A 26,441-nucleotide genomic window follows, 5' to 3' on the forward strand; every position below is an offset into this window, starting at 1 on the left:
AAAAATCATATTATTGTAATCGAGAGTGAAAGAAATGAAAGTTATAATTATAGGTGGTTTTCTGGGAAGCGGAAAGACGACAACTCTGAGAAACCTCGGAAAGCATCTCATAGACAAAGGCCACAAAATAGCCATAATTGTTAATGAGATCGGCGAGATAGGTATTGATGGCGAGACGATATCTGAGTCAGGTCTTGTCACAAAAGAGCTTACTAGCGGTTGTATATGTTGCTCTCTGCGCATCAGTATGGAATACACTCTGCAGACCCTGGAGGAGGAATATAACCCGGATGTCGTTATCATAGAGCCTACAGGAATTGCTTTTCCCATGCAGATAAAGGAGCATATAGAGCTTATGGGTCTTGAAGACCTTACCTTTGCTCCGGTAGTGTCCCTTGTGGATGCCAGCAGGATAAATATGGAGCTCGATCAGATCCCTGTCTTTATAGCTAACCAGATAAAAGAAGCCGAGATAGTCTGCATCAACAAGATAGACCTGGTGGATCCAGAGACCATCGCTGCAGCGACCCGAACCGTATTACAACTGAATCCCGATGCAATCATTGTTGAATTCTCTGCCAAGAAAGCTGATGCCAGATTCCAGCGCTTCCTGGACCTGCTTGCAGGTGAGAGTGTGACCGGGCACACGGGCCCGGACCTAAACTCCATCGAAATGTCAGGTGTAGGCAGCTATTCGGGAGAATATTCCCTGCATACTCCTGGTCTGCACCCTGACAGGGTGACCAGCATGCTTGTGCATCTGCTATCGGATATAAAGGATAAGTTACAGGAGGTAAATCCTGAGTTCATAGGTCACGTCAAGATGACACTCAAGTTCAAAGAGGGACTTATAAAAGCCAATCTTACATCCGCTCATGGAACCCCTTTTGTGGAGATCCTGGATGAGGCAGGTGATTGTGAGCAACACCTGAGGTTCCTTTCCGCCGTAACTTTGGTTCCCCGGGACATACTTACAGACATAATCGATGGTTCGGTACAAAGTGTCCTGAAGGCCGAAGGGATTGAATATGATAAGACCCCCTCTTCTTCCGGGACAGGTCCGATAGATCTGAATTTGAAATGATGTGGATGAACATATCCTTCATCCTAAAAGGCCGGGAGCCGGACCGGGGGTTCTCCGGAACTTTCCTATCTTAAGACATAAATAGAAGCTTCTCCTTCTTTTCTCCATGAAACTGAACCCTGAGACCGGCATAACTGAAATGCTTGCAAAGGCAATACTTGTGGCTGCGAGGACCGCACCCAAAGGTAAGGGTATTGACGATATCATAACCTGCCTGCTGGACGAGGCTGAAAAGGCCGAGCTTGCAAATAAAATGGAAGATTTGAGCGAGGTCAAAGGATTAAAGTTCCTGATAAGGGATGCAAATAATGTAAGGGATGCTGATGCAATAGTTCTCATCGGGTTGAAGCCATCCGGTGCAAGTGGCCTTGACTGTGGAGCCTGTGGTTTTGAGACCTGTAAAGAAATGCTTGATACAAAAAAAGTGAAAAAGGAGTTCACAGGTCCCCACTGCATGATCAAGTACATGGACCTCGGAATTGCCGTGGGATCTGCGGCATCAAAGGCAAAGGACCTGTGCGTTGATAACAGGGTACTGTATAGTGCAGGAGCGGCAGCATGCTATTTTGATATGATTGATGCGGATGTTGCAATGGCTTTGCCGCTTAGTGTGAAGGGTAAGAATATATTCTTTGACAGACCGTCTACAAAGTAGTCGGTCGTTTGACAGTTTATGGAGCAGCCGGTCGTTAGGCCGTCTACAAGCTCTCCATCTCTGTTAATATTAATAAGAACCTGCTATGATCTTCTATTTGTACTGGTATGGTCGGCAAACGATCATGGTCAATTTTAAGATTCCTGTCTCTGATCAAAGCGCAACCATTATACCACTACAACCACTTTTTCACTATATAATCGATAATAACTTTTTAGTGATATCATGATAAACGCAGGAATTATCGGTGCTTCGGGATACACGGGCGGGGAATTGATGCGCCTGTTCCTGAACCATCCAGAGGTCAATATTGTTGCAGCTACTTCAAGGAAACTTGCAGGAAAACCTGTTTCCGGTACTCATCGGCATCTAAAGGGTTTTCTGGACCTTAAGTTCCAGGACCTTGGGCCTGGAGAGGCCAGGGAGAGCTGTGATGTTGCTTTCCTTGCAGTACCTCATGGGGCTGCGATGGATATCGTGCCGGAACTTCTTGGCGGTGACCTGAAGGTCATAGACCTGAGCGCGGATTACAGGCTGAAACCCGATGCATTCAAAGAAGCTTACGGGTTCGAACACCGTGACCCAAGGGATGCGGTATACGGGCTTGTGGAGCTTCACCCGGAAGTCGCGGAACAGAGTTTCATTGCGAATCCGGGGTGCTATCCTACGGGAGCATCGCTGGCGGCAGCTCCGCTGGCGAAGGCGGGAATGATCAGCTCGGTGATATTCGATTCCAAATCAGGGGTCACCGGTGCTGGAATCGCACCTACCGAAACGTCACACTATCCCAATATGGCGGAGAACGTGCAGGCGTACAAGCTGACCACCCACAGGCATGTGGCAGAATTCACTCAGGAGCTCAACAGACTTGACAATTCCCTGACCAACATCAGTTTCACTCCGCATGTTGTGCCTGCCATCAGGGGCATACTGACCACGGCACATGTATTCACAAAGGATAAGATGAGCACGGATGATGTTCGGACATTGTATGAGGATATGTACCGTAACAAGCCGTTCGTGCGTGTGCTTGACGGTCTTCCTTCTCTTGGTTCGGTAAGGGGTTCGAATTTCTGTGACATCGGTTTTGAGGCGGATAAGAGGAACAACCGTGTAGTAGTAGTGTCTGCCATTGACAATCTCGTAAAGGGTGCATCCGGGCAGGCGATACAGAACATGAACCTCATGTTCGGGCTTGATGAAAAGCTAGGTCTCTGGAATGCGGCAGCAGCTCCTTAAGCAGATGTCGGCAATGCTGAAATAGAATTAAGAAATAGGTATATCCATGAAAGTTAAAGATGTGATGAATCCGGATGTCGTCGTATGCAGCCCGAATGATACTATAGGGGATGTTGCACGGCTGCTCAAGCAGAACGATATAAGCGGTCTTCCTGTTGTAGATGATGGCAAAGTCGTGGGTGTTGTATCCGAAGGTGACCTGCTCCGGCTGCTCGAGGTTCCGGAGCATGGAGGACTCTGGCTTCCCAGTCCCTTTGAGGTCATTGAGGTGCCTATCCGGGAGCTGATCAACTGGGAAGACACTAAACGCATGCTTGACGACGTGGGATCACAACCTGTGGAAGATATCATGAGAACGAATGTGTACACGATCTCTCCGGAAGATTCAATAGAGAAGGCGTCTGCGATCATCACAAAGCATAAGATTAACAGGTTGCCGGTCATCGAAGGCGGCCTGCTTGTCGGTATTGTTACCCGTGGTGACATTATCCGCGGACTTGGCAAACTGTAAGAAGGGATTGTATGAATTTCATTGAAGGCGGTATCTGTGCGGTGAAGGGTGTCCGTGCAGCAGGCATAAAAACCGGGAAGATGGGACTGGCAGTCATCCAGGCAGAAGGGAATGCTGCCGGGGTCTATACAAGGAACAAAGTGATAGCAGCACCTCTGGTAGTGACCCGTGAGCACATTGCAGGGACAGGGAAGCTTGCCGCAATTATCGTGAACAGCGGGAATGCTAATGCCTTCACAGGCGATCAGGGTATTGCCAGTGCAAGGAAGATGGCATCGCTGGTTTCCAGTAACCTGGATTTGGATGAGGAGCTGATAGGTGTCGCATCCACAGGTGTTGTCGGCCGCCAGCTTAACCTTGCATGGATAGAGGAAACTCTCCCTCAGGTCACGGATGTACTTTCGGATACATCCGAAGCCAGTATGCAGGCAGCCCGTGCCATCATGACTACCGACACGGTTCCCAAGGAAGTGGCGATCGAGATGGAATCAGGCTTCCGCATAGCAGGTATTGCCAAGGGTTCGGGAATGATCGAGCCCAATATGGGCACCATGTTGGCCTTTGTTTACACAGATGCAGTCGTACCTTCGGACACGCTAAGTTCATGTCTCAGAGAATCCGTTGACAGGAGCTTCAATATGCTTGTGGTGGACGGTGACACGAGCACCAACGATATGGTACTGGTAACAGCCACAGGTAGATCCGGCATCACTCCCGATACCTATGACTTCCGTAAAGGCCTTGAGTTCGTACTCACACAGCTTGCTAAGATGATAGCCATCGACGGTGAAGGCGCCACCAAGCTCATAGAATCCAAGGTAACAGGTGCAGTCACCGAAGAGGATGCCCGTCTTGTCGCAAAGGCGATCGTCCGCTCTCCTCTGGTAAAATCGGCCATCTTCGGTGAGGATCCCAACTGGGGACGTGTCATAGTGGCAGCTGGCTATTCAGGTGCCGATATGGACCAGGAGAAGATATCCCTTTCTTTCTCAGCCGGTACCGAGGTCGTAGAACTTGTAAAGGACGGTAAGGTTGTCAGGAACGACGAGGAAGCCCTGTCGCAGCTCAAATCCATCATGGCCTGCAATGAAATCTTCATTATAACCGACCTCGGCATGGGGCATGCTAATGCAACGGCGTGGGGTTGTGACCTGACATACGATTATGTCAGGATCAATGCCGAGTATACTACCTGAAAAGATTATCAAAAGATGATCTTATATAGTTACATAATAGCTACTTGCCGGATCAAGGCATTTCAATGAATGGCTTAAGGAATCTTCATTTTAATCTTTTTATATGTCATATTTTGGGTTATAGACTTTGCAACCTGCGTGTTTGGAACCCGATGGTTGTGTCTGACCGGGCAAAGAGGATGGCCGGAAGTAGAATAAAGGGTGCTGTAGCGAAGGTAATATATTCAAAAATGGCTTGTAGGAAAAATCAGCCTCTCACATCCAATCTTTATATATAAATTCCTGACATATCCTATATTCACCGGGTGAGACTATGGAAATAGAAGATTGGGAGAAGCAGTACGCAGAAGCATTTGAGAATATTAAAGGTTCATTAAGTAATATCAGGGGAGTGTTCGTAGCTTATAACAGCAATATCGATGCCATCAAGCACATAAACGAGGAAGAAATGAAGAAGCTTGTAGGCATCCTTGGATGTGGTGCCATTCAGGAAAAGATGGCAAGGTATCCCCGGGTGATAGACAGCCCTGTTGACTTTATGGCCCGCCTGATCATCTCCATGCGTGATGGAAAGGCTGCGGAAGTGCCCACCCATACAGTTGATCTGCATGATTGGCTCATGGATAACCTTGTTTTTGATTATGCCCGCATGGGCGGGCAGGCCGGAATCATGTCCAACCTGCTTGCAAATCTGGGTCTGAATAAAGTGATCACTTATGTGCCATGGTTGTCTGAAGAGCAGGCTGAGTACTTTGTGGATACTCCTAACCTGAAGTATCCTGCAGTCGAGGACAGTGAACTCGTGCTCAAACACCCCAAACAGATCAACTACCATGGCCAAAAACCCAAGGTAAACTGGATAATCGAATTTTCCAAGGGAATGAATGTCTGTTGTGCGGGAGAATGTTTCACAGTGCCCAGGGACAACCGCCTGATCGTCTCATCCAGGCCGGACTGGCTGCGCATAGACATGGACAGTGAACTTTACGAGCGTATTCCTCAATTAAGGCAGGATATAGATGGTGCTATACTTGCAGGTTACCAGATAATAAGGGAGGAGTACGGGGATGGCCTGACATATCACCATTATGTGGAAAAGGCTGTGAATGTCATCGAGTCCCTTAAAGCATGCAATGCCGACATGCCAATCCACGTGGAATTCACATCCATACAGAACAAGGTCATCCGCAAGGCAATACTAACCGACATCGTAAAAAAACACGTAACTTCCCTGGGCCTTGACACAGTGGAGGTTGCTAACGCTCTCAATGTCCTGGGATATGAGGAACTTGCCTTCGCTGTCATGAGCAAAGACGAAAAAAGTGTTATAGCCCTTTATGAGGGTGCTGTCATACTTCTGAAAGAGCTTGAATTGCAGATAGTCAATATACATTCCCTGGGGCATTTCATATCACTGGTATCGGAAGACCACCCTGTCACCATTGAAGACCACAGGGAGGCCCTCCTGTTTGCGTCCATACTGGCCGCGACCCAGGCTTCAATTGGCAAGATCAGCAGTATAGATGATGCGGAAGTGGGCCTTAGAGTGCCTGTTTATGAGAAAGGGTATGAAGATCTGCAAAGCCTGGCTGCCTATCTCATAAGGCAAGGTATCTGTTCCATGGATGAGTTCGAGGAAGGATGTGTTAATGCCCTCGGGCATAGCCTGGTGATAGTTCCTACGAAGGTCGTGCATGATCCGGCAGGTACTGTAGGTATAGGTGATGCCATATCCGCAGGTGCCTTTGCTGCACTGCTGACAAAGATCAGGGACAGGGACAAAGTAAAGTGTCCGGAGTAGATATATGAAGATCCTTTGCGGTTACAATGCCAACATTGATGCCATCTATAAGGTTGACGGCTCGCAGATGGCCGAAATGGCTGAAAGTTACAGAGAAGAAATAAGTGAAAAGATAAAGGATCCTCCGGGATTCATATCCTCCATTCCTGATTTTTTTGCAGGTCTTTTCACATCTATGGAAAAAGGGACCGGTGCCGAATGGATGGTGCGTGACAAGGAAGTTTCCCGCTGGCTTCGGAATAATTTCCTTGAAGGTTCGCTTCTGAGGATGGGTGGCAATATGGGTATCATGGCAAATGTCCTTTCTGAACTTGGTGCATCCAGGGTCATACCCAATGTGGCGAATCCCTCCGAATTACAGATGTCCTTCTTCTCCAGAAAGGCAATATTCATCCCGGATGGCGGGGAAATACAGATCGATGGGTCCGGGGGAGCCTTTTCAACCTTTGAAAGCGACGAGAACGAGCTGATCCACTTTGTCTTCGATTTCAAGAAGGGGGAGAAGTTCAGGTTTATTGAAAACATTATATCCGTTCCAAGGGAGAACAGGTTCATTGCGACCTACGATCCCCTGAACTTCGAACTTCATATCGATGAGCAGTTCAGCAGGTATGCCCTTGAACACATTGGCGAAATGGATGGGGCGTTAATCTCTGGTTACCATTTGCTGAGGGAACGATATCCTGACGGGAGCAGCTATGTAGAAAAACTGAACAGATCGCTTGACCAGTTGAAAGAATGGAAAGTTCTCAACAACAAACTGTACATACATGTGGAATTCGGTCATTTTTCTTCGGATAAAATGGCATATGATGTTTTTAACAGTCTGTTTCCCCTTGTAGACAGTATAGGCATTAACGAAGATGAACTTGCCATGCTTGCTCATATGAGTGAACTGGATACCTCCGGTATACTGGAAATGGACGCTGAAGCCATACTTGAGACCGCAGTATCCCTTTGTGAAGTTTCAGGTCCGGGCAGGGTCCAGATCCATACGAGGGAGTTTGTGCTGTCTGTGGCATCAGACATGCACTTAGGAGCGGAACACATACTTGAAACCCTGCACTTCGGGGTCAACTGTGCTGCAGCTTTTGCATGTTCGGGAAAGCTTGATGAGAGGGAAAACCTGCTTAAAATAGCTTCTTCTATAGGAAGGAGCAAATATGGGAAGGAACAGGTGCAGAATATTGCTGATCAAATCCCTTCAGGGGATGATGGTATTACCAGGGAGGATTCTATTTTCAGAAAGTACCGTGAACATTTCATCTGCGCTGTTCCGACGCGCCTATGTGGTGATCCGGTAGCTACTGTTGGACTTGGTGATACTATTTCTTCCGCCATATTCTTACGAGAACTTGAACTTAGGGCCTGATAATGTACACACTTTTCCGCGATAACTTCAACCTGAACTACACACTGGACTGCGGCCAGGTATTCAGGTGGGATTATATTGACAGCTGGTGGGTCGGGGTTGTGAATGGTGAAGTTGCACGTTTGCAGCAGGACCCAAAAAGCGGTGAGGTCCTGGTAAAATCCAGGCTGTCGAGATCATTTTTTGAGAATTATTTCCGTTTTGATGATGACCTTGACAGTATCCTGCAGAATGTCAATAAGGATGAGTTCATGGGTGATGCCATAAGAAAGTACAGGGGGCTTCGTCTTATCAGGCAGGATCCATGGGAATGTCTCATATCCTATATGCTTGCAACCGCCTGGAGCATTCCTAACATAAAAAGAGGTATTTCCGTGATGTGCAGGAATTACGGAAAGGAGATAGAAGATGGCCACTATAGTTTTCCTGAACCTCATTCACTGGTCCATGCATGTGATGATGACCTCCGTGGGTGCAAGCTTGGTTTCAGGGGAGGACGTGTGATAAAGGCTGCAAGACATGTGGAACAAGGGGATCTGTTACTTGACGATATTTTCGAACTGGATTACAATGCTGCAAAACAGAGGCTCATGTTCCTTGAGGGCATCGGAGAGAAGGTCGCAGACTGCATACTTCTCTTCGCATTCGAAAAAATGGAGGCTTTTCCCGTAGACACTCACGTAGAAAAGGTTGTTAGGACAGTCTATGGGCATCATGATTTCTTTAACGGCGTTGTCACAAAGAGCAAGATCGGCAACTGGGGCCGCATGTATTTCGGAGAGTATTGCGGCTATGCCCAGCAGTATTTCTTTTATCAGAAAAGACTTGAAGGTCTTATCTGAAAGACCCGGTATCTACACAATTTATCCATTTTCGCATGAACACCCTGAAACTGTCATCCTTGATATCGCAGAGCTGTTCGTTCTCAAGTATCATGTACCCCTTTTCAACTGCATCTGTAAGATGCTTACCCATGGAACAGGTCGTTAATCTCTCCTCAATAAGTTTTTTTGCAGTTGGGAACTTGCGTCTGATATCTGCGACATAATTTCCATTCTCGATGTAAAGTGAGAAGGTCTCATTCGATCCTTCATATTTGGATCTGAAACTTTGTGCATGACTACGTACCCATACAGGTGGTCCCTGATGTTTTTTAACCCGTGGGAGGGTGGATGAGATAAGTTCCACAAGAACGATCGATCTCCCGTTTGCCCATGTACCACTGTTGAGCACTGTGAACTCATACTGCTCCAGTAATGCCCTGATATTTGTTTGCATTTTATCAAGCTGTGGATATAGCACATCCTCCACAACATCCGGGGTATCGAAAACAATTGCCAGGAATGAGCTTTCACGCTCTTGAATAAGTATATGGATCTCCCTGTCATCGAGGGGCTCCTGCGGTTCGGGGAAAAAGAATCTCAACGAAGGACCATCAAGATAGGAACGGCACGCTTCTATGAACTGAGCAAATCTGTCGATAGAGAGTGCAGCAGCAACATTTCTCCTGGGGTCGGTGGGATCCACAACCACAAGGGACTCTTTGTGGTCCACACTTCCATGTCCTGCCAGATCGATCACCATCCCTGGCTTCCACTCGCACGCATTGAAAACGACTTTTTTGAAAGAACCATAATGGATAACCAGCAGTTCCGTTAGGTATCCTGAGAATCCCTGGGTGCGCAGTTCGGAGCCATAGACACCGGTCCCTTTCATGAACTGCTTCAATATCATGACGTCATCCTGAAGGTTATTGATGTGCTCTTTAACGAATCTGTTATGGAAAGGTGTCCTGTCGACTGCTGATTTTATGTTAGATGCCGAGCTAACAGCAAAACATGGAACCACATCCACATCGAATCCTCTGTATCTCATATTGAGATAAGGATGTTCCGCATACCTCTCCTCATAGGTTTCCGCCTCCTTTGCAAGTTCTCTGGCAATGAGAAGGCCCGATGATTCAAGTTCCTCCCGGCTGGTCTCCTCTGGAAATGAGATGAAGATGTCAAGGTCATGGGTGCCTGATATCCATGTACCTCTGGCAGCAGAACCTACAAGCATCGCCCTGGTTGCTACCCCCAGTTTCCCGGCTGCAATATCTGCTTTCTCAAGCAACTCATCAACAGTCAGGCAGAGTCTCTTCTTCTCTTGTGCGGAAGGCTTGATTTTTTTTAGAACACGTTGTTCTATTGCAGATCCAGGGTTCTTTTCATTGATCATTGTTCTGTCCATTGTTAGTACTTTTTTCAGATATCAAGTTTTGTATGGTTCAGATATGGTCCTGCCTTCGGATCCTGAATCGTACAAAAGCTCCAGAAAGCAAAAAGTGGGCTATGGGATGCTGACAGATACGATCGGATATTATGTGTCCTTAAAATTAGTGAAGGTATAAGGGAAGGTGCCACTTTTCCCTATATATCATTCCTTACTGAAATGTCCAATATTTTCTTTTTTCACGACATGGTTATAGTTCTTATAACCAAGGATGTCGGCTATCGTATCCGTATGCATACCTTTAATCTTTTCCAGTTCCCCTGAACTGTAATCGGTGATTCCCTTGGCAAAGGTAACACCATTACATTTTATCTCTATAATATCTCCCCTGCCGAAACTGCCTTCCACACTGATTACGCCCGAAGGCAGCAGGCTCATGCTGTTAAGAATGGCATCCCTTGCACCCGCATCAACCTCCACTGAGCCGCATGTTTTGGAGAGTAGTATCCACCTGATCCTGTTCTTGTGGACTTCCTGGTTCGCGACGAAAAGGGTACCTATATCCTCAGCATCCAGAACCCTTTTGATAATGCTCTCGGCTTTGCTGTTCGCAATTATCATGTTGCAACCAGCCATGTGGCATATCTTGGCGGCTTCTATCTTTGTCCTCATTCCGCCGACACCTTTCATGCTGGTCGGGCTGCCACCGTAACTTTCCACCTCTGGAGTGATCTCATAGATAACACTTATGAAATTAGCATCCTGATTACGTTTAGGGTTCTTATCATAGAGGCCGTCGATATCGGAAAGTATTATCAGGAGGTCCGCTTCTATCTTACTTGCTACCATTGCAGAGAGCTTATCGTTGTCACCGAAGGTGGCTTCGATCTCGTTAACACAGGTAGGGTCGTTCTCATTGATTATGGGGATGACCCCATAGCTGAGCAATGTGGATATGCTGTTCCTCAGGTTCAGGTATGTGAGCCTGTTTGAGAAAGATTCGTATGTAAGCAGGATCTGTGCGACTTTAAGGTTGTACCTGGAAAAGGAGTTGCTCCACTCCTGCATGAGCACACTCTGGCCTACGGCTGCACAGGCCTGCCTGACTGGTATTTCCCTGGGCCGGCTGTCAAAGCTGAGCATATCAATACCTATGCCTATCGCACCTGAGCTTACAAGGATTACCTTTTTGCCTGTTTCATGCAGAGCTGCCACCTGGGAAGCGAGCCTGTCCATAAATGGACGATCGAGATTTCCATCTTCCGTATTAATAGAAGATGTGCCGATCTTTATTACTATCTTGTTGATATCGTTGAAGATCTCTTTGCGGTCGAGCAAAAGTATGCCTCTGTTGTAAATTGTATCTGATCGTTTACAGTTTATTCCGATGTAGTGTCAAGTACGTCCGAGATCTTCCTGTTAATCTTCCTGTGCGTGAATTTTCGGGCTTCAGGTCCGGCGTAGTCTGCTACTTTGTCACCGTCTCCAACAAGTATGTACTTGTAGATAAGCAGTCCTTCCATACCAACAGGTCCTCTGGCATGGATCTTGTTGGTGCTGATGCCAACCTCAGCACCTTTTCCGTACCTGAAGCCATCTGCAAATCTCGTGGAAGCGTTGATCATGACGCTGGATGAGTCTACAAGGTCTGTAAATACTTTTCTCTTGAACTTGTTTTCGGTTATGATGGCATCTGTGTGATGTGAGCCATAGGTATTGATGTGTTCTATTGCTTCATCCATCGATCCGACTATTTTGATAGAAATTATAAGGTCGTTGTATTCGGTACTCCAGTCATCTTCGGTGGCTCTGAGGATGCTTTTAAGAAAATCTATCATTTCCAGGATAGCATAGGACTGTTCATCGCAGCGCATTTCCACCCCGGATTCATCAAACATCTTTGCCATTGTAGGCAGGAACTTCTCAGCGGCCTTCTCATGGACAAGCAGTGTTTCCATTGCATTGCAGACAGCAGGATACTGGGCCTTGGAGTCAAAACAGATGTCGTATGCCTTTGTGAGGTCTGCATCGCTATCGACATATACGTGGCAGATACCGTCTGCGTGGCCGAGGACCGGTATCTTTGTGTGGTCCTGCATGTATTTTACAAACGCATTGGACCCCCTTGGGATAAGCAGGTCTATGTATGTGTCCATGCTCAGGATATCGTTGACCTCCTCCCTTGTTTCCATCAACTGGAATGCACCTTCCGGCATGCTCTTTACGGATTCTGCGGCTTCATTTAAGAGATCGAATATAACACGGTTGGAATTGAGTGCTTCGCTTCCCCCTTTGAATATGGTGGCATTCCCGCTTTTCAGACAGAGGGACATTACCTGTGGCACTACATCGGGACGTGCCTCAAATATCACACCAATGAGCCCGATCGGACAGCTTACCTGGTAGAGCTCAAGCCCCTGGTCAAGTTCAAGGGCGCCGATGGTCTTACCAACAGGTTCCTCAAGTTCTACAACATCACGGATACCTTCGATCATTCCACTTATCTTGCTGTCACTTACCTTGAGTCTGTCTACAAGTGCCTGTGAAAGCTCACCTTTCCTTTTCAATTTCTCTGCAGTCTCAACGTCCTTCTGGTTTGCTGCAAGAATCTTATCACGATTATCGTCAAGTGCCTTTGCCATTGCTTGAAGAGCAGAGTTCTTTGCCTGCGTGCTGACACTTGCAAGGATTATGGATGCTTTTTTTGCCTCAACGACCTTTTCTTCAATTTCCAGAACCATGAAATGGACCACCTTGGGTTTATTAAAAGAGGGATGTAAGATTACTAAGAGTCTCTATTATATACTATAGTGATAGTGCACATTGTTCTTTGCTCTTATACTTATCGATAATGAAGTTGAGTATTCAAAATTCAATCGCAGGGTTCATTAGTTGGAGTTTTCTTTTATGGCTTTCAAAGAACAAACAATGTCACTCACTGTCACGGTTTCGCCTTCTTTAGATATCTTTATTAATAATCGTTAAGTATACGCTGGCAGGAGATTCTCATGAGAAAACGCGAGTATATGCTTGGAAACGTTGCAATCGCGCGCGGTATCGTTGAAGGGGGAGGACAGGTCATATCCGGGTATCCGGGGACCCCGTCTTCCGAGATTATTGGTACACTGGCAATAATGAAGGAAAGGGATTTTTACGTAGAATGGTCGGTCAATGAGAAGGTTGCCCTTGAGGTGGCAGCCGGTGCTTCTATGGCAGGCGTACGTTCCGTGGTTACTATGAAACATGTCGGGCTCAACGTTGCAGCAGACCCTCTGATGACTCTCGCATACACCGGTATCAAGGGCAGTATGGTCATCATAGTTGCAGATGACCCCTCATGCCACTCATCACAGAACGAGCAGGATACCCGCAGGTATTCACAATTCTCTCTCATTCCGTGCCTGGATCCTTGCACTCCTCAGGAAGCAAAGGACATGATGCCATATGCGTTTGAAATATCCAACCGGCTGCAGATACCTGTGATCTTCAGGCCCACGACACGCATATCTCATGGCAAGTCCGATGTGGAACTCGGGCCTGTATGCGAAGACAGGCCTGCTGCGGATTTCCGGAAAGATCTTCAAAGGTGGGTCATGGTGCCCAGCAATGCCAGAGTACAGCACGGTCGCCTTCTGGAGCTTCAGAAGGACATCCTCGATGAACTTGGGGACTCTCCCTGGAACAAGCTGGACATCCGCGAGGATACCAGACTTGGTGTCATTGCATCTGGTATTGCCTCCGTCTATGCAAGAGAAGCTATCATAAAGCAGGATGTGGATGCATCTTTCCTCAAGATCGGGACCTGTCCTGTTCCTGTGAATAAGATACGTACCTTGCTTGAGAACACTGACACAGTGATCGTTTTCGAGGAAATGGAGCCTGTAGTTGAGGAACAGGTAAGGATCATAGCACAGGAAACGGGCTCAAACGTAGAGATAATCGGCAAAATACAGGGTCCTGTCCCAAGAATATTCGAGCTCAATGCCGATATATGTGCGGATGTCCTTGCAGAGGTTCTCGGACTTGAAAGAACCGATGTTCCAATTGATACGGGTGAGGATTTCGATTACGATGCATGCAGGATAGAGCTGCCGATGCGTCCTCCTGTCATGTGTCCGGGATGTTCTCACAGGGCAACCTTCCATGTAATGAAAAAAGTGTATGGCAAGGATGCCATTTTCCCCAGTGACATAGGTTGCTACACTCTTGGGATCCAGAGCGGCACTGTTGACACCACGCTCTGTATGGGTGGAAGCATAACCGTTGCAAGTGGGATGTATCAGGCAGGTGAGAAAAAACCAATATGCTGTTCCATTGGCGATTCCACATTTTTCCACACCGGGATGAATGGTCTTCTCAATGCTATTTATAATAAGGCTGATATCACTGTTACCATTGTTGATAACCGTATCACTGCAATGACCGGTCACCAGCCAAATCCTGGTATGGGAAAGACTGCCACTGGTGAAGATACCGTGGCAGTTTCTCTGGAAGCTCTTTGCAGGAGCATGGGTGCCGGATTCGTGCAAAGCATTAACCCGTATGACCTCAAACAGACTGAAGAGGTCTTCAAGAGGGCAAAGGACTACAAGGGGACATCTGTTGTGATCACCAATCAGCTCTGTGTCATCGATGCAAAACGTTCTGGGATCCGCAGGAAGCCATTTACCATCGATGCTGATGAATGTGTTGGATGTAAGTTGTGCGTAAATCTCGGTTGTCCTGCAATTGAGTTTGACATTAAGTCCAAAAAGGCATCCATCAATATTATGTGCACCGGCTGTGGTGTGTGTGCAAGTATGTGTAAGTTCGATGCCATCTATGAGGTGAAAAAATGAGTGCTCCGGGAATATCCAATTTCGATCTTGTAATTGCCGGCGTGGGAGGACAAGGTACTATCCTTGCATCCGACATAATAGGCAAAGCTGCTGTAAAGGAGAATATGTCCGTGCGTGCGGCAGAGACCCATGGGATGGCCCAGCGTGGGGGGTCCGTGGTCAATCACATCAGGCTTGGATGTGAACTTGGTTCCATGATCCCTCTGAAAGGTGCGGATGTGTTGCTTGCCCTGGAACCAAGTGAGGCACTGAGGTATATGGATTACCTTTCCGAAGATGGGATCATAATAGTGAACACCGAACCGATCTTTCCTGTGACTGTGACTTCGGGACTCTGTACTTATCCGGATGTGGATGCGATTGTCTCGGCCATGGAAGATAAAAGAAAAGTTAAAGCATTCAATGCCAGTGAGCTTGCAAAAGAGGCAGGACATCCACAATCCATGAATGTTGTAATGGTAGGTGCAATCTCAAATCACCTGCCTGTGTCTGTCGATTTCCTGCTGGAATGTGTAAGAGAGCTTGTTCCTTCAAAGACCGTTGATATAAATGTCAGGGCCTTTGAGATGGGAAGGTCTGTAACACAGGGATGACCTTCAGGTCATCCCATTTACATCTTTTGTTGTCTTATTTAACTATACTTTCAGGCCTGCAGTTCTTTTGGTTACCTGATCTTGAATTATCATTGACGTGCATCTGTTTACTTTTGATATGTTCTTCTATTTGCTCTTGCATATCTTTGTTCTTGAGAGCAAAATCTATGATGGCCTTAACATATTCAACTTTATCTCCGGTATCGTACCTTTTACCACTGAACCTGTATGCGTATATCATCTGTTCTTCATTTAAAAGGCGTATGGCATCGGTAAGTTGTACTTCATTGCCGACCCCCATTGCAGTTTCCTTTATGCAGTCCAGTATCTCGGGTGTGAAAACATATCTTCCGATGGCACCTATATTAGATGGGGCATCTTCCGGCTTTGGTTTCTCTACTATGTCTTCCAGTGTGTATAGGGAATCGTCCATGGCTTTGCCTTTAATAATTCCATAGCTGCTGATCTTTTCTCTGGGCACCTCTTCCACTGCTATTGTGGAACGTCCGTACTTGAGGAAGTTATCTATCAACTGTTTGGTGCATGGTTTTTCATTTACGATAATGTCGTCACCAAGCAGTACTGCAAAGGGTTCGTCGTTGATGTGCTTCCTTGCTGTGAAGATTGCATCACCGAGTCCCCGGGGCTCTTTCTGCCTGATGTAGTGGATATCGACCATGGAGGAGATATCCTGTACTATCTTTAAGAGATTCTCACTGTTTTTTTTCCGAAGGTGATTCTCAAGTTCCGGTGAGTCGTCGAAATAATCCTCAATGGATCTTTTGCTTCTGCCTGTAATGAACACGATGTCGTCTATTCCTGATGCTATGGCTTCCTCTACTACATAATGGATCACTGGCTTGTCTATTATCGGGAGCATTTCTTTTGGCATGGATTTTGTCGCGGGAAGGAACCTTGTTCCAAGCCCTGCAACGGGTATTACGGCTTTTTTGACTTCCACATTCTAACTCCTGTTATACGTTTCAGGTTTTTAATATAACTGCATTAATACTTATATGGTTTGATATGGTTTTTTGATTTACTTCACGAAATTTTGCATTGATTGTTTGTTGTCTTTCAGGATTACCTCCTTTTCATGCAAAGATTATAAATACTTAATTTACGTTTAATGGCGCAACGTTAGATTAAGTGAAGGATATCTAGCTGAATTAAACTTACAGTGCGAAAAAGTCGGATTTAACATAAAGTATAGGGCCTCTTCAAGAATGCCCGTCGTGTACAATTCAGTACATAACAATGCAGAGATGTTTAAATCTTTTCGAGATGACACCGGAGTTTGCCCCCTTTATGGGTATGCCAAGGTCCGTCAATGATATGGAAACGGCAGGTCGCTACGCTGAATGCGTGTACGATAGTATACGTGGAGTTCACATAGCGTTATTACCGTCTGAATCAGGTTGATTCTGGTAGACTTGATGACTTTTTTGCATCTTGACCATGCATTTTCGTGTGGTCCCACTTAAGAATAAAATGTGTAATCAGGAGAATAAGAATGGCAAAAGGACATAGACCAAGACGAGGTTCACTCGCTTTCAGTCCGCGCAAAAGAGCAATAAGCCACATCCCAAGATTCAACTCATGGCCGGAGTCCGCAGGAGAACCAAAACTTCAGGACTTTGCAGGGTACAAGGTGGGCATGACTCACGTGATATTGGTTGATGATGTGAAGAACAGTCTGACAGAAGGCATGGAGATCTCAGTACCTGTCACAGTTGTGGAAACACCTGCTATTCGTGTTGCTGCTATCCGTGCCTACAATAAAACCTCAGACGGTGAGAAGGCTGTTGCTGATGCGTGGAACTCCGAACTTGACGAAAGTCTTGGAAAGACCATCAAATTACCAAAGGAATCCAACACTGATGCAGCTTTGGAGAAGATTGGTAGTCTGATCGAAGAAGGCAATGTTTCTGACATTAAGGTCATTACCTATACTTTACCAAAGAATCTTACAGGTGTTCCCAAGAAGAATGCAGATATAATGGAAACAGCTGTCAATGGTTCAAGTGTACAGGATAAGTTCGACTATGCGAAGTCAGTACTTGGAACCGAGATGAAGATCAGTGATGTATTCGGCAATGGTGCGTTCGTGGATGTGGCAGCCATTACCACCGGAAAAGGCACTCAGGGGCCTGTCAAGAGATGGGGCATCAATCTGGCTAAAAACAAGCACTCCCGTCAGGGGAGTCTCAGGCAGGTCGGAACCCTCGGTCCTTTCCATCCGGCCCGCGTAAGCTGGAGAGTACCACAGATGGGTCAGATGGGTTACCACCAGAGGACAGAATACAACAAGCGCATTATGAAAGTCTCCACTGATGGTGAAGAGATCAACCCTGACGGTGGTTTCCTTAATTACGGACTTGTCAGAGGAGATTATGTCCTGCTCAAAGGTAGCATTCCCGGACCTTCCAAGAGGCTTGTAAGGCTAAGAGATCCTATGAGGTCAAAGGCGCCTGCAATGGCTGAACCGCAGCTTCTTCACGTGAGCACACAGTCCAAACAGGGGTGAAGTGAATGGTCACAGTAAAGATAATAGATTTATCCGGTAACAGCAAGGGCGATCTGCAGTTGCCTGCAGTGTTCGATGAGGCATACAGGCCTGATCTTATCAAAAGAGCTGTTCTTGCAGCACAGGCAAACAGGCTTCAGCCCTATGGTCCCAGAATGTATGCAGGTATGGAAACCTCCGCACATTCATGGGGCTCAGGCAGAGGTGCAGCACAGATCCCGAGGATTTCAAACGGTAGCCGTGCAGCAAGAGTGCCTCAGGCTGTCGGTGGTAGAAGGGCACACCCTCCGAAGACCGAAACAGACAGAACCGAGAAAGTGAACAAAAAAGAAAGACGCATGGCAATCCGTTCAGCCATTGCAACCACAGCAAATGCAGATGTGGTCAGGGCACGCGGTCACAAGTTCGATGCTCAGCTTCCTTTGATAGCTGAGAAGACGCTTGAAGACCTTGATAAGACAAAGGATATTATCAGTTTCCTGCAGGCTGCAGGTGTCTATGAAGATGTCCTTCGTGCAAAGGACGGCAAGCACATCAGGGCCGGAAAAGGTAAGCTACGTGGAAGGAGATACAAGAATAAGAAGAGTATCCTGATCGTAGCGTCAAACGATACGGCACTTTTCAGATCAGCAAGGAATCTTGCAGGTGTGGATGTAGTATCGGTCGATTCCCTGAACACTGAGGTCCTTGCACCAGGAACCCACGCCGGCAGATTGACAGTGTGGACAGAATCTGCAATAGCTGATCTGGAGGGAATGTTCGAATGAACGTAATCAACTATCCATTCATTACTGAAAAAGCAATGATGCTTCTGGAAGACAACAAACTCCAGTTTATTGTCGATTCCCGCGCAAACAAGAATCAGATCAAAGCCGAGGTCATGAAAATGTATGGCTTCCCGGTTGCCTCTGTATGTACTATGAGCACAATGAAAGGCCTGAAAAAGGCCATAGTGACTTTCGAAGGCGTAGAAGCTGCCAACGAAATCGCTACACGGATTGGTCTGATGTGAGGTGAATCGATATGGCAAAAAGAATCACATCACAGAACAGAGGTCGTGGATCTCCTACTTACAGAGCACCATCACACAAGTTTAAGGCCTCGATGAAACATCCTCGTGTAGACGAGAATGATACTATCTATGGTACAGTGCTCGAGGTCACACACGACCCGGCCCGTTCCGCGCCTGTAGTAAAAGTTTCATTTGATAATGGTGAGGAACGTCTGATCCTTGCACCAGAAGGTATTGCAGTGGGTGCCAAGATTGCTTGCGGAATCTCCGCAGAAGTAAAACCAGGAAACATCCTGTCACTGGCAGAGATCCCTGAAGGTATCCCTATCTGTAATATAGAAAGCAAGCCAAACGATGGCGGACAGTTCGCACGTGCTTCCGGGGTATATGCAACAGTAGTATCCCATGAGCGTGGTAAGACTGTCATAGAGATGCCTTCAGGTGAGATGAAATGGCTGAATCCAAGATGCCGTGCAACGATTGGTATAATCGCAGGTGGCGGAAGGGTTGACAGGCCATTCCTCAAGGCAGGTAAGAAGTATCACAAGATGAAGACAAGAGCTGCAAAATATCCACGTGTAAGAGGAGTCGCCATGAACATAGTTGACCACCCCTTCGGTGGAGGTAACAGGCAGCATCCCGGAAAACCAACCACGGTCAGCAGAAATGCACCTCCGGGACGGAAGGTCGGCCAGATCGCATCACGCAGGACAGGAAAGCGTTAAACCGGAGGCTTAGAGCATGGCAAGAAAAGCATCATCCAAATTACCAAAACGAAAAGGTGAATATACATTCCGTGGCAAAACGGTTGAAGAGCTCAAATCCTTGAGCATAGAGGAATTCTCTGAACTTCTGCCTGCCCGTGAACGCCGTACTATTAAAAAAGGATTCACGGAAGGCAGAAAGCAGGTAATCCAGAACCTCAAGGACGGTAAGGATAACGTACGAACCCACTACAGGGACCTTATAATCTACCCTGACATGGTAGGCAAGAACATCGAAGTGTACAATGGTAAAACATTTGTGGCAGTAGAAATACAGCCGGAAATGATCGGACACAGGTTTGGAGAATTCGCACCAACCCGACCGAAGGTCAACCACGGAAGTGCAGGTGTCGGAGCAACCCGTTCAAGCAAGTTCGTTCCGTTGAAGTAAGGTGATAGTGTATGGCGAGAATTGGATATACAGTAGAATTTGACCAGAAGACGTCTGCCAAAGCGATGGGTGCGGAGCTTCACATATCACCTAAGAAATCCCGCGAAGTCGGAAACGCTATAAAAGGAATGCGTATCGAGGTCGCCCAAAGGTACCTTGAAGATGTTATCGAAATGAAACAGGCAGTTCCTTTCAAGAGACACCATGAAGGTGCAGGACACAGGAAGGGTGCTATGGCAACAGGCAGATATCCTGTCAAGGTCGCAGAAGCTTATCTGAAGATCCTGGAAAACGCAAGGAGCAATGCTGAATACAAGGGACTCGAATCCAACCAGATGTATATAGTACATGTTGCTTCAAAGCGCGGTCGTGTCATCCATGGAATGAGACCAAGGGCTCGCGGTCGTGGAAGTCCCAAGAACACGGAGACTATAAACATCGAGATAATTTTGAACGAGGTGCGCTAATGGCAATAGAGAGAAAATTTGTCCAGGAAGGTTATGTAAAAGCCTCAATGGATGAATATTTCGCAAAACAGCTTAGTAGGGCGGGTTACGGTGGCATGGATATCAATCGTACTCCGATGGGTACGCAGATCACCATCTACTCCGAGAAACCAGGAATGGTTATCGGTAAGGCTGGTAAAGTTATTCGTAAACTTACCAGGGACATCGACAGGATGTATGACATCGATAACCCTCAGATAGATGCACAGGAGGTCCGAAAACCTGAACTCAATGCCCAGATGATGGCCTCACGCCTTGCTTCCTCTATCGAGAGGGGCTGGTACTTCAGAAAAGCAGGTCACAATACCATGAGGGCCATCATGAACTCAGGTGCACTGGGTTGTGAGATAGTCATGTCCGGGAAACTGACCGGTTCGAGATCAAGGGTCGAGAAACTCGTTAACGGCTATATCAAGCACGCAGGAAAACCTGTGGATGAAATCGTCGACGAGGGTTTTGCGACAGCTGTAAGAAAACTCGGAACTGTTGGCTGCAAAGTAAGGATCATTCCTCCCGGTGCAGTGCTGCCTGACTCTTTCCACCTGAAGGAGATCGTTGAAGAGGATATTGCAGAAGCAGCTCCTGCAGAAGCAGCAGCTCCTGTCAGTGAAGAACCGGCTGCTGACCTCAAGAAGCTTGTTGAGACCGAACCTGAAGGCGAGGTTGCAGACGAAGAGGAAGCCGAAGAAGTTGTTGAGGAAACACTTTCAGAAGCTCCCGGGCCTGCAGTAGAGGCAGAATCCGAGTACGTAAGCGAGAAGATCGTCGAGGAAACATCTGAAGAAGAGCCTGAAGAGCCAGAACCAATGGAAGATGAACGCAGACTTCTGGACGGTGTATGGCAGCACAAGCACGAAGGTTACGATTACTGGCATCCTATCGCACGTGTTCATAAGGAGGAGAAGTAATGGCAATTCTTCGGTTGAACGAGATGAGGGACATGTCCCCTGCGGAAAGGATGGATGAACTTGACAAGATGAGGGATGAACTCATTCGCGAACGTGCGCTTTCATCTGCAGGAGGAGCTCCTGACAACCCCGGAAGGATCGGGGAGTTGAAGCGAACAATTGCCAGGATCAAGACAATCCAGAAAGAAATGAAGGAGATCTGAAGTGGAAATCACTCCTTCAAAATTAATATTCCACGAATTAATTGGATTAGCAGTTGAAGTTGTAGATGCTACTAACCCAACACTTAGCAGTATAAGCGGAAAAGTGGTTGACGAAACAAAGAACATGATAATTGTTCGAACAGAAACAGGTCAGGATAAAATGGTTCCAAAGATAGGCACGACCTTTATGTTTCGGATACCCGCCCGCCTGTCGGGCAATCATGCTGAGAAGCATGTGAAGATAGAAGGGAACCTTCTGCTCTCACAACCTGAGAACAGAACCAAGAATATTAGAAAAATACGCATGAGGTAATAATCATGGCAAGAGATATTGGATTGGATGTCCCGGCTCCGGATAAGGAGTGCAATGACGTTAATTGTCCATTCCATGGAGAACTGCCTGTTCGCGGACAGGTCCTTGTAGGGACCGTAGTTAGCGACGATATGGGCAAGACCGTGGTCATCCAGCGCAAGCATGAAATGCTTATCAAGAAATATCAGAGATATGAGAAGAGGCAGTCTAAGATCCATGCACACAATCCTTCCTGCATAGGTGCAAAGGTAGGGGACGTTGTGACGATCGCAGAATGCAGACCGTTGAGCAAGACCAAATCATATGTGGTAATCAAGACGGAGGCTCAGGCATGAGGGGTATCAGATCAAACATCCCACGTGCTCTGAACAGTGGAGCACGCATAGATTGTGTGGACAATACTGGTGCCCGTGTAGTTGAGATTATATCTGTCAAAGGATACCGTGGTGTCAAGAACAGACATCCAAAGGGTGGTATTGGTGACATGTGCGTTGTGTCTGTAAAGAAAGGTACGCCTGAGATGCGTAAGCAGATCATTCTGGCTGTTATAGTACGCCAGAAGCAGGAGTTCCGTCGCCCGGACGGCCTGAGGGTTTCCTTTGAGGACAATGCAGTTGTCATCGTTGACAAAGACGGTGTCCCAAAGGGAACTGACTTCAAAGGTCCGGTTGCAAGGGAAGCGGCCGAAAGGTATCCAAAGATCGGTACCACGGCATCCATAGTTGCATGAGGTGTGAATAATGGTATCAAATCAGCCAAGAAAGCAGAGGAAAGCAAGATATAATGCTCCTCTACATATAAGGCAGAAATATATGGGTGCTCCCCTTTCAAAGGAACTGCGTGCTAAATACGGTTGCAGATCAGCAAGCGTCATCGTAGGCGATGTTGTAAAAGTAATGCGTGGAGACCACTCCGGGAGCACAGGCAAAGTCGAGGCAATTTCCCTGAAGCACGGAACTATCGTTGTTGAAGGTGTCAGTGTGTCAAAGGCAGACGGAACTGAAGTTGCAAGACCTGTATATCCTTCAAATGTGATGATCACATCCCTTGAGATGAAGGATGAACGCAGGGAAGCAGTTATCAGCAGGAAGTAGGTGATTCTGTGGGCAAACATCAAAAAAGAATATCTGTACCGAATAGCTGGCAGGTATCAAAGAAATCTAATAAGTGGGTCACTTCTACCAGACCTGGTCCACATCATAAAGAGCAGAGTATCCCTCTTGCTGTAGTATTGAGGGACATGCTGGGTATAGTTGACAATCGTGCAGAAGCAAAGCGCGTACTCTCCGAGGGCAAAGTACTTGTCGACGGTGTAGTTAGAAAAGATCTCAGATTCCCTATAGGGTTACTGGACGTCGTATCAATTCCTGATGAGGATGTTTCTTATCGTGTCCTACTTGACCGTAAGGGAAGGCTTGAGCTTCATAAACTGGAAGATTCCGATGTGAACAAGCTTTGCAGGATCAACGGCAAGACTGTTATTAAAAACGGGGTCATACAGCTTAACCTCAGTGACGGTTCAAACGTTGTGGGATCCAACGATTATAATACAAAGGACTCAATTATCCTTTCACTGCCTGACAAAAATGTGCTGAAACACATTAAATACGAAGTTGGCAACCTTGCAATGATCGTCGGTGGCAGACACACCGGTGAGATTGGTACGATCAAAGAGATCAACACTGTCCGCAGTTCCAGGAACAACACTGTTTCGATATCCGGTGATTATGACTTTGAGACTATCGAGGACTATGTGGTAGTGATCGGTGAGAACGAGCCAGAGATCAAACTCGGTGGTGAGGCAGTTGAGTAATGTAATGAGAACACCTGTTGTAGATAAGGTAGTAGTTCATATGGGTGTAGGAGAAAGCGGTCAGCATCTCGTGGATGCCGAAGGCATACTCGGCGCTATCACCGGGCAGAAGATCATCAGGACATACTCCAAGAGAACTTTGCCTGCTTTTAGTATAAAAAAAGGTGAACCAATCGGATGTAAGGTTACTCTCAGAGGCGAGCGTGCTGAAAAGTTCCTGACCACTGCACTTGGTATCATTGAGAGCAATCTTCGTACTTCACAGTTTGACAAGAACGGGAATGTGACCTTTGGTATAGAAGAACACACTGATTTCCCTGGTATGAGATACGACCCGAATATCGGTATATTTGGCATGGATATTAACGTAGTCGTCAATCGTCCGGGTTACAGAATAAGTAAAAGAAGGATATCAAAAACCAGTATCCCTGCATCACACAGGATAATAAAGGATGATACGATCAACTTCTTTAAAGACAAATATTCAGTGGAGGTTGTCTAATGGTTCAGACCACAAAGAACTTCGGCCGGGGCGCACACGAATGCAAAAGATGTGGCAGAAAACAGGGACTCGTCAGGAAATATGATATTTACCTGTGCAGACACTGTTTCCGTGAGATTGCCCACGATATGGGATTCGAGAAATATACGTGAGGTGAGATAAATGGTATTATTAGATCCGCTTGCTGATGCTCTATCCACTATAAAGAACGCTGAGGTTATAGGTAAGAACTCCTGTACGATTCAGCCTGCTTCAAAGCTCATCGGAACTGTCCTGAAGGTCATGCAGTCCCGTGGATATGTCGGCGAGTTTGAGTTTATAGAAGATGGTAAGGCAGGTATTTACAAAGTAGAACTAATTGGTAGGATCAACAAGTGTGGTGCTATCAAGCCGCGTTATTCAGTAGGTGCTGCAGATTTCGAAAGATGGGAGAAGCAGTATCTGCCTGCAAGGAATTTCGGTACAATTATATTGACCACATCTATGGGTGTAATATCACAGTACGAGGCTCGTGAGAATAACGTAGGCGGACAGTTACTCGCTTATGTTTACTGAAGGAGAAGGGATATCATGGCAAAAGAAATCAAAAAAGAAATCCCAATTCCCGATGGCGTCACTGTTACGTTCACGGGGAGGATCCTTTCAGTGTCCGGGCCCAAAGGCAAGAATGAAAGAAAATTCTGGTATCCCGGTATTAATATCGAGATTACGGACTCTGAGATCATCATCGATACTACAATTAACAAGAAGACTCAGAAAGCAATGGTAGGTACCTTTGCTTCACATGTCACAAATATGTTAAATGGTGTAACAGAAGGCTTCGAATACCGTATGAAAGTTGTCTATGCTCACTTCCCGATGCAGGTAAAAGTTGAGGGTAAGAAGCTCATAATTGGCAATTTCCTCGGTGAGAAGAAAGCCCGTTCTGCAAAGATCCTTGGTGAGGCATCTGTAAAGACAAGTTCAGATGAAGTGATTATCTCAGGCATCAACAAGGAAGATGTTGGTCAGACAGCAGCTAATATCGAACAGGCAACAAAGATCAAAAGGTTTGACCCGCGTATATTCCAGGATGGAATTTACATAGTGGAGAAGACAGCGTAGGTGATTTGAATGGAAGGAAAAATCAAACGCCTCTTTAAGGCAAGAAAGGTCCAGAAGGGTAAAAAACCCGAATTCAAAAGGACAGACTCCCACAAGTACAAGCGCCTGGATTCAAACTGGAGACGCCCAAGGGGTCTTCGAGGCAAACAGCGCAGGCACTACAAGGCAAAAGGTGCTCTTGCACAGGTTGGCTACGGTAGTCCTAAGGTCGTTAAGGGTTTCCACCCATCCGGGTATTCCGAGGTATTTGTAAACACGATCAGCGACCTTGATAATGTCGACGCTTCCTCTGAAGCAATAAGGATTGCTGGAACGGTCGGTGCAAGGAAGAAAACGATTATTCAGGCAAAGGCTTCAGAACTTGGTATAAAGATCCTGAATCCGATGAGGAGTGAGTGAGATGACTCATCTGACCAACCAGAAAAGGATTGCTTCGGAAGTTCTTGGCTGCGGTGTTCACAGGGTTTGGCTTAACCCGGAAGCTGCAGGTGATATTGCAGTTGCTATCACAAGGGCCGACATACGTGAGCAGATCGAGCTTGGTAATATCAAGTCGGAATCTGTAAAGGGTGTCAGTCGTGGACGTGCAAGAATAAGAGATACCAAGCGCAAGTACGGACACCGTAAAGGACACGGTAAGAGGAAAGGTAAGCAGGGTGCACGTAACCCAAGTAAAGAGCAATGGATGAAAAAGATCCGTGCTCTTAGAAACAGACTTAAAGAACTGCGCGCAGACGGTTCACTGGATAAATCTACCTATTGCAAGGTGTATCGTAAAGCAAAAGGTGGAGAATACCGCAGTGTCGCTCACTTGGAAGCACACCTGGAGTCCGAGAAACTCATGAAACAGGGTGAGGAATAACACATGAATCATTTATATTATAATTTAATCAGG

34 protein-coding genes are annotated in these 26,441 nt (G+C 46.6%); 30 read left to right on the forward strand and 4 right to left on the reverse strand.

Annotated elements, in window-relative coordinates:
• Window positions 1–34 precede the first annotated feature (34 nt).
• The 8 genes from CUN85_RS08915 to CUN85_RS08950 all read left to right on the forward strand — a co-directional run bounded on the left by CUN85_RS08915 (window position 35) and on the right by CUN85_RS08950 (window position 8,700).
• Window positions 35–1,084 (forward strand): CobW family GTP-binding protein, encoded by a 1,050-nt coding sequence (locus tag CUN85_RS08915; RefSeq protein ID WP_135389982.1) that lies wholly within the window; start codon window positions 35–37, stop codon window positions 1,082–1,084.
• A 106-nt stretch (window positions 1,085–1,190) separates the two neighbouring features.
• On the forward strand, window positions 1,191–1,739 hold the full coding sequence (locus CUN85_RS08920; RefSeq protein ID WP_135389983.1) for a ferredoxin domain-containing protein: 549 nt from the start codon (window positions 1,191–1,193) through the stop codon (window positions 1,737–1,739).
• Window positions 1,740–1,964: 225 nt separating this feature from the next.
• Entirely contained in the window at window positions 1,965–2,978 is a 1,014-nt protein-coding gene (argC, locus tag CUN85_RS08925) for an N-acetyl-gamma-glutamyl-phosphate reductase (protein WP_135389984.1), read from the forward strand.
• A gap of 46 nt (window positions 2,979–3,024) precedes the next feature.
• Window positions 3,025–3,489 (forward strand): CBS domain-containing protein, encoded by a 465-nt coding sequence (locus CUN85_RS08930; RefSeq protein WP_135389985.1) that lies wholly within the window; start codon window positions 3,025–3,027, stop codon window positions 3,487–3,489.
• 11 nt (window positions 3,490–3,500) lie between these two features.
• Window positions 3,501–4,685: a bifunctional ornithine acetyltransferase/N-acetylglutamate synthase gene (argJ, locus tag CUN85_RS08935; protein WP_135389986.1), complete on the forward strand. Its 1,185-nt coding sequence runs from the start codon at window positions 3,501–3,503 to the stop codon at window positions 4,683–4,685.
• 313 nt (window positions 4,686–4,998) lie between these two features.
• Window positions 4,999–6,486 carry an ADP-specific phosphofructokinase gene (gene pfkC, locus CUN85_RS08940; RefSeq protein WP_135389987.1) on the forward strand — a complete coding sequence of 496 codons (1,488 nt, stop codon included), beginning with the start codon at window positions 4,999–5,001 and terminating at the stop codon, window positions 6,484–6,486.
• A 4-nt stretch (window positions 6,487–6,490) separates the two neighbouring features.
• Window positions 6,491–7,858 (forward strand): ADP-dependent glucokinase/phosphofructokinase, encoded by a 1,368-nt coding sequence (locus tag CUN85_RS08945; protein ID WP_135389988.1) that lies wholly within the window; start codon window positions 6,491–6,493, stop codon window positions 7,856–7,858.
• Window positions 7,859–7,860: 2 nt separating this feature from the next.
• Window positions 7,861–8,700 carry a DNA-3-methyladenine glycosylase family protein gene (locus tag CUN85_RS08950; protein ID WP_135389989.1) on the forward strand — a complete coding sequence of 280 codons (840 nt, stop codon included), beginning with the start codon at window positions 7,861–7,863 and terminating at the stop codon, window positions 8,698–8,700.
• Here CUN85_RS08950 and cca read toward each other — a convergent pair.
• From cca to CUN85_RS08965, 3 genes are all read right to left on the reverse strand, one after another.
• A complete protein-coding gene (gene cca, locus CUN85_RS08955; RefSeq protein ID WP_135389990.1) occupies window positions 8,693–10,090 on the reverse strand; it encodes a CCA tRNA nucleotidyltransferase in 1,398 nt (465 codons plus the stop codon). The genes CUN85_RS08950 and cca overlap by 8 nt on opposite strands.
• A gap of 186 nt (window positions 10,091–10,276) precedes the next feature.
• Window positions 10,277–11,410 (reverse strand): glutamate 5-kinase, encoded by a 1,134-nt coding sequence (gene proB, locus CUN85_RS08960; protein WP_135389991.1) that lies wholly within the window; start codon window positions 11,408–11,410, stop codon window positions 10,277–10,279.
• 41 nt (window positions 11,411–11,451) lie between these two features.
• Window positions 11,452–12,813 carry a glutamate-5-semialdehyde dehydrogenase gene (locus tag CUN85_RS08965; RefSeq protein WP_135389992.1) on the reverse strand — a complete coding sequence of 454 codons (1,362 nt, stop codon included), beginning with the start codon at window positions 12,811–12,813 and terminating at the stop codon, window positions 11,452–11,454.
• 267 nt (window positions 12,814–13,080) lie between these two features.
• Here CUN85_RS08965 and iorA point away from each other — a divergent pair, with 267 nt between their 5' ends.
• Both iorA and CUN85_RS08975 read left to right on the forward strand, forming a co-directional pair.
• Window positions 13,081–14,910 carry an indolepyruvate ferredoxin oxidoreductase subunit alpha gene (gene iorA, locus CUN85_RS08970; protein ID WP_135389993.1) on the forward strand — a complete coding sequence of 610 codons (1,830 nt, stop codon included), beginning with the start codon at window positions 13,081–13,083 and terminating at the stop codon, window positions 14,908–14,910.
• On the forward strand, window positions 14,907–15,503 hold the full coding sequence (locus CUN85_RS08975; protein WP_135389994.1) for an indolepyruvate oxidoreductase subunit beta: 597 nt from the start codon (window positions 14,907–14,909) through the stop codon (window positions 15,501–15,503). The genes iorA and CUN85_RS08975 overlap by 4 nt, the downstream gene beginning before the upstream one ends.
• 34 nt (window positions 15,504–15,537) lie before the next feature.
• Here the strand turns inward: CUN85_RS08975 and galU are convergent, their stop codons facing one another.
• Window positions 15,538–16,464, reverse strand: coding sequence for a UTP--glucose-1-phosphate uridylyltransferase GalU (gene galU, locus CUN85_RS08980; RefSeq protein ID WP_135389995.1), 927 nt, complete (start codon window positions 16,462–16,464; stop codon window positions 15,538–15,540).
• Between the two features lie 296 nt (window positions 16,465–16,760).
• On the opposite strand from galU, the gene CUN85_RS13005 reads away from it, so the two are divergent.
• The 20 genes from CUN85_RS13005 (at window position 16,761) to CUN85_RS09075 (ending at window position 26,408) form a co-directional block, all read left to right on the forward strand.
• Window positions 16,761–16,925 (forward strand): hypothetical protein, encoded by a 165-nt coding sequence (locus CUN85_RS13005; RefSeq protein ID WP_167848845.1) that lies wholly within the window; start codon window positions 16,761–16,763, stop codon window positions 16,923–16,925.
• 91 nt (window positions 16,926–17,016) lie between these two features.
• Window positions 17,017–18,030 (forward strand): 50S ribosomal protein L3, encoded by a 1,014-nt coding sequence (rpl3p, locus tag CUN85_RS08985; RefSeq protein WP_135389996.1) that lies wholly within the window; start codon window positions 17,017–17,019, stop codon window positions 18,028–18,030.
• 5 nt (window positions 18,031–18,035) lie between these two features.
• A complete protein-coding gene (gene rpl4p / locus CUN85_RS08990; protein WP_135389997.1) occupies window positions 18,036–18,797 on the forward strand; it encodes a 50S ribosomal protein L4 in 762 nt (253 codons plus the stop codon).
• The gene (locus tag CUN85_RS08995; RefSeq protein WP_135389998.1) at window positions 18,794–19,042 is read left to right on the forward strand and encodes a 50S ribosomal protein L23; all 249 of its coding nucleotides are present in this window, start codon (window positions 18,794–18,796) and stop codon (window positions 19,040–19,042) included. The genes rpl4p and CUN85_RS08995 overlap by 4 nt, the downstream gene beginning before the upstream one ends.
• 11 nt (window positions 19,043–19,053) lie before the next feature.
• Entirely contained in the window at window positions 19,054–19,767 is a 714-nt protein-coding gene (locus CUN85_RS09000) for a 50S ribosomal protein L2 (RefSeq protein WP_135389999.1), read from the forward strand.
• Between the two features lie 16 nt (window positions 19,768–19,783).
• Complete coding sequence (locus CUN85_RS09005; protein WP_135390000.1) at window positions 19,784–20,197, forward strand: 30S ribosomal protein S19; 414 nt, start codon at window positions 19,784–19,786, stop codon at window positions 20,195–20,197.
• Between the two features lie 11 nt (window positions 20,198–20,208).
• Entirely contained in the window at window positions 20,209–20,664 is a 456-nt protein-coding gene (locus CUN85_RS09010; protein ID WP_135390001.1) for a 50S ribosomal protein L22, read from the forward strand.
• Window positions 20,664–21,611 (forward strand): 30S ribosomal protein S3, encoded by a 948-nt coding sequence (locus CUN85_RS09015; RefSeq protein ID WP_135390002.1) that lies wholly within the window; start codon window positions 20,664–20,666, stop codon window positions 21,609–21,611. The genes CUN85_RS09010 and CUN85_RS09015 overlap by 1 nt, the downstream gene beginning before the upstream one ends.
• Window positions 21,611–21,814, forward strand: a complete 204-nt coding sequence (gene rpmC, locus CUN85_RS09020) for a 50S ribosomal protein L29 (protein ID WP_135390003.1) — start codon at window positions 21,611–21,613, stop codon at window positions 21,812–21,814. The genes CUN85_RS09015 and rpmC overlap by 1 nt, the downstream gene beginning before the upstream one ends.
• Window position 21,815: 1 nt before the next feature.
• Window positions 21,816–22,127 carry a ribonuclease P protein component 1 gene (rnp1, locus tag CUN85_RS09025; protein WP_135390004.1) on the forward strand — a complete coding sequence of 104 codons (312 nt, stop codon included), beginning with the start codon at window positions 21,816–21,818 and terminating at the stop codon, window positions 22,125–22,127.
• 5 nt (window positions 22,128–22,132) lie between these two features.
• A complete protein-coding gene (locus CUN85_RS09030) occupies window positions 22,133–22,462 on the forward strand; it encodes a 30S ribosomal protein S17 (protein ID WP_135390005.1) in 330 nt (109 codons plus the stop codon).
• Window positions 22,459–22,857 carry a 50S ribosomal protein L14 gene (locus tag CUN85_RS09035; RefSeq protein ID WP_135390006.1) on the forward strand — a complete coding sequence of 133 codons (399 nt, stop codon included), beginning with the start codon at window positions 22,459–22,461 and terminating at the stop codon, window positions 22,855–22,857. Before CUN85_RS09030 ends, CUN85_RS09035 begins: the two co-directional genes overlap by 4 nt.
• 10 nt (window positions 22,858–22,867) lie before the next feature.
• Window positions 22,868–23,221, forward strand: coding sequence for a 50S ribosomal protein L24 (rplX, locus tag CUN85_RS09040; RefSeq protein ID WP_135390007.1), 354 nt, complete (start codon window positions 22,868–22,870; stop codon window positions 23,219–23,221).
• A gap of 8 nt (window positions 23,222–23,229) precedes the next feature.
• Window positions 23,230–23,940 carry a 30S ribosomal protein S4e gene (locus tag CUN85_RS09045; protein ID WP_135390008.1) on the forward strand — a complete coding sequence of 237 codons (711 nt, stop codon included), beginning with the start codon at window positions 23,230–23,232 and terminating at the stop codon, window positions 23,938–23,940.
• 4 nt (window positions 23,941–23,944) lie between these two features.
• Window positions 23,945–24,442: a 50S ribosomal protein L5 gene (locus tag CUN85_RS09050; protein ID WP_135390058.1), complete on the forward strand. Its 498-nt coding sequence runs from the start codon at window positions 23,945–23,947 to the stop codon at window positions 24,440–24,442.
• Entirely contained in the window at window positions 24,442–24,594 is a 153-nt protein-coding gene (locus CUN85_RS09055) for a 30S ribosomal protein S14 (protein ID WP_135390009.1), read from the forward strand. Before CUN85_RS09050 ends, CUN85_RS09055 begins: the two co-directional genes overlap by 1 nt.
• Before the next feature lie 10 nt (window positions 24,595–24,604).
• Window positions 24,605–24,997 (forward strand): 30S ribosomal protein S8, encoded by a 393-nt coding sequence (locus tag CUN85_RS09060; RefSeq protein WP_135390010.1) that lies wholly within the window; start codon window positions 24,605–24,607, stop codon window positions 24,995–24,997.
• Window positions 24,998–25,012: 15 nt separating this feature from the next.
• Complete coding sequence (rpl6p, locus tag CUN85_RS09065) at window positions 25,013–25,546, forward strand: 50S ribosomal protein L6 (RefSeq protein WP_135390011.1); 534 nt, start codon at window positions 25,013–25,015, stop codon at window positions 25,544–25,546.
• Between the two features lie 9 nt (window positions 25,547–25,555).
• Complete coding sequence (locus CUN85_RS09070; RefSeq protein WP_135390012.1) at window positions 25,556–25,945, forward strand: 50S ribosomal protein L32e; 390 nt, start codon at window positions 25,556–25,558, stop codon at window positions 25,943–25,945.
• A gap of 1 nt (window position 25,946) precedes the next feature.
• On the forward strand, window positions 25,947–26,408 hold the full coding sequence (locus tag CUN85_RS09075) for a 50S ribosomal protein L19e (protein WP_135390013.1): 462 nt from the start codon (window positions 25,947–25,949) through the stop codon (window positions 26,406–26,408).
• Window positions 26,409–26,441: the final 33 nt, after the last annotated feature.

It is taken from the genome of Methanolobus halotolerans, assembly GCF_004745425.1.
In the GTDB taxonomy this organism is placed as follows: domain Archaea; phylum Halobacteriota; class Methanosarcinia; order Methanosarcinales; family Methanosarcinaceae; genus Methanolobus; species Methanolobus halotolerans.

Coding starts and splice junctions, on each gene's coding strand:
- CUN85_RS08915 (WP_135389982.1), top strand. CDS start 35: ATGAAAGTTATAATTATAGGTGGTTTTCTGGGAAGCGGAAAGACGACA.
- CUN85_RS08920 (WP_135389983.1), top strand. CDS start 1,191: ATGAAACTGAACCCTGAGACCGGCATAACTGAAATGCTTGCAAAGGCA.
- argC (WP_135389984.1), top strand. CDS start 1,965: ATGATAAACGCAGGAATTATCGGTGCTTCGGGATACACGGGCGGGGAA.
- CUN85_RS08930 (WP_135389985.1), top strand. CDS start 3,025: ATGAAAGTTAAAGATGTGATGAATCCGGATGTCGTCGTATGCAGCCCG.
- argJ (WP_135389986.1), top strand. CDS start 3,501: ATGAATTTCATTGAAGGCGGTATCTGTGCGGTGAAGGGTGTCCGTGCA.
- pfkC (WP_135389987.1), top strand. CDS start 4,999: ATGGAAATAGAAGATTGGGAGAAGCAGTACGCAGAAGCATTTGAGAAT.
- CUN85_RS08945 (WP_135389988.1), top strand. CDS start 6,491: ATGAAGATCCTTTGCGGTTACAATGCCAACATTGATGCCATCTATAAG.
- CUN85_RS08950 (WP_135389989.1), top strand. CDS start 7,861: ATGTACACACTTTTCCGCGATAACTTCAACCTGAACTACACACTGGAC.
- cca (WP_135389990.1), bottom strand. CDS start 10,090: ATGGACAGAACAATGATCAATGAAAAGAACCCTGGATCTGCAATAGAA.
- CUN85_RS08965 (WP_135389992.1), bottom strand. CDS start 12,813: ATGGTTCTGGAAATTGAAGAAAAGGTCGTTGAGGCAAAAAAAGCATCC.
- iorA (WP_135389993.1), top strand. CDS start 13,081: ATGAGAAAACGCGAGTATATGCTTGGAAACGTTGCAATCGCGCGCGGT.
- CUN85_RS08975 (WP_135389994.1), top strand. CDS start 14,907: ATGAGTGCTCCGGGAATATCCAATTTCGATCTTGTAATTGCCGGCGTG.
- CUN85_RS13005 (WP_167848845.1), top strand. CDS start 16,761: ATGCAGAGATGTTTAAATCTTTTCGAGATGACACCGGAGTTTGCCCCC.
- rpl3p (WP_135389996.1), top strand. CDS start 17,017: ATGGCAAAAGGACATAGACCAAGACGAGGTTCACTCGCTTTCAGTCCG.
- rpl4p (WP_135389997.1), top strand. CDS start 18,036: ATGGTCACAGTAAAGATAATAGATTTATCCGGTAACAGCAAGGGCGAT.
- CUN85_RS08995 (WP_135389998.1), top strand. CDS start 18,794: ATGAACGTAATCAACTATCCATTCATTACTGAAAAAGCAATGATGCTT.
- CUN85_RS09000 (WP_135389999.1), top strand. CDS start 19,054: ATGGCAAAAAGAATCACATCACAGAACAGAGGTCGTGGATCTCCTACT.
- CUN85_RS09005 (WP_135390000.1), top strand. CDS start 19,784: ATGGCAAGAAAAGCATCATCCAAATTACCAAAACGAAAAGGTGAATAT.
- CUN85_RS09010 (WP_135390001.1), top strand. CDS start 20,209: ATGGCGAGAATTGGATATACAGTAGAATTTGACCAGAAGACGTCTGCC.
- CUN85_RS09015 (WP_135390002.1), top strand. CDS start 20,664: ATGGCAATAGAGAGAAAATTTGTCCAGGAAGGTTATGTAAAAGCCTCA.
- rpmC (WP_135390003.1), top strand. CDS start 21,611: ATGGCAATTCTTCGGTTGAACGAGATGAGGGACATGTCCCCTGCGGAA.
- CUN85_RS09030 (WP_135390005.1), top strand. CDS start 22,133: ATGGCAAGAGATATTGGATTGGATGTCCCGGCTCCGGATAAGGAGTGC.
- CUN85_RS09035 (WP_135390006.1), top strand. CDS start 22,459: ATGAGGGGTATCAGATCAAACATCCCACGTGCTCTGAACAGTGGAGCA.
- rplX (WP_135390007.1), top strand. CDS start 22,868: ATGGTATCAAATCAGCCAAGAAAGCAGAGGAAAGCAAGATATAATGCT.
- CUN85_RS09050 (WP_135390058.1), top strand. CDS start 23,945: ATGAGAACACCTGTTGTAGATAAGGTAGTAGTTCATATGGGTGTAGGA.
- CUN85_RS09055 (WP_135390009.1), top strand. CDS start 24,442: ATGGTTCAGACCACAAAGAACTTCGGCCGGGGCGCACACGAATGCAAA.
- CUN85_RS09060 (WP_135390010.1), top strand. CDS start 24,605: ATGGTATTATTAGATCCGCTTGCTGATGCTCTATCCACTATAAAGAAC.
- rpl6p (WP_135390011.1), top strand. CDS start 25,013: ATGGCAAAAGAAATCAAAAAAGAAATCCCAATTCCCGATGGCGTCACT.
- CUN85_RS09070 (WP_135390012.1), top strand. CDS start 25,556: ATGGAAGGAAAAATCAAACGCCTCTTTAAGGCAAGAAAGGTCCAGAAG.
- CUN85_RS09075 (WP_135390013.1), top strand. CDS start 25,947: ATGACTCATCTGACCAACCAGAAAAGGATTGCTTCGGAAGTTCTTGGC.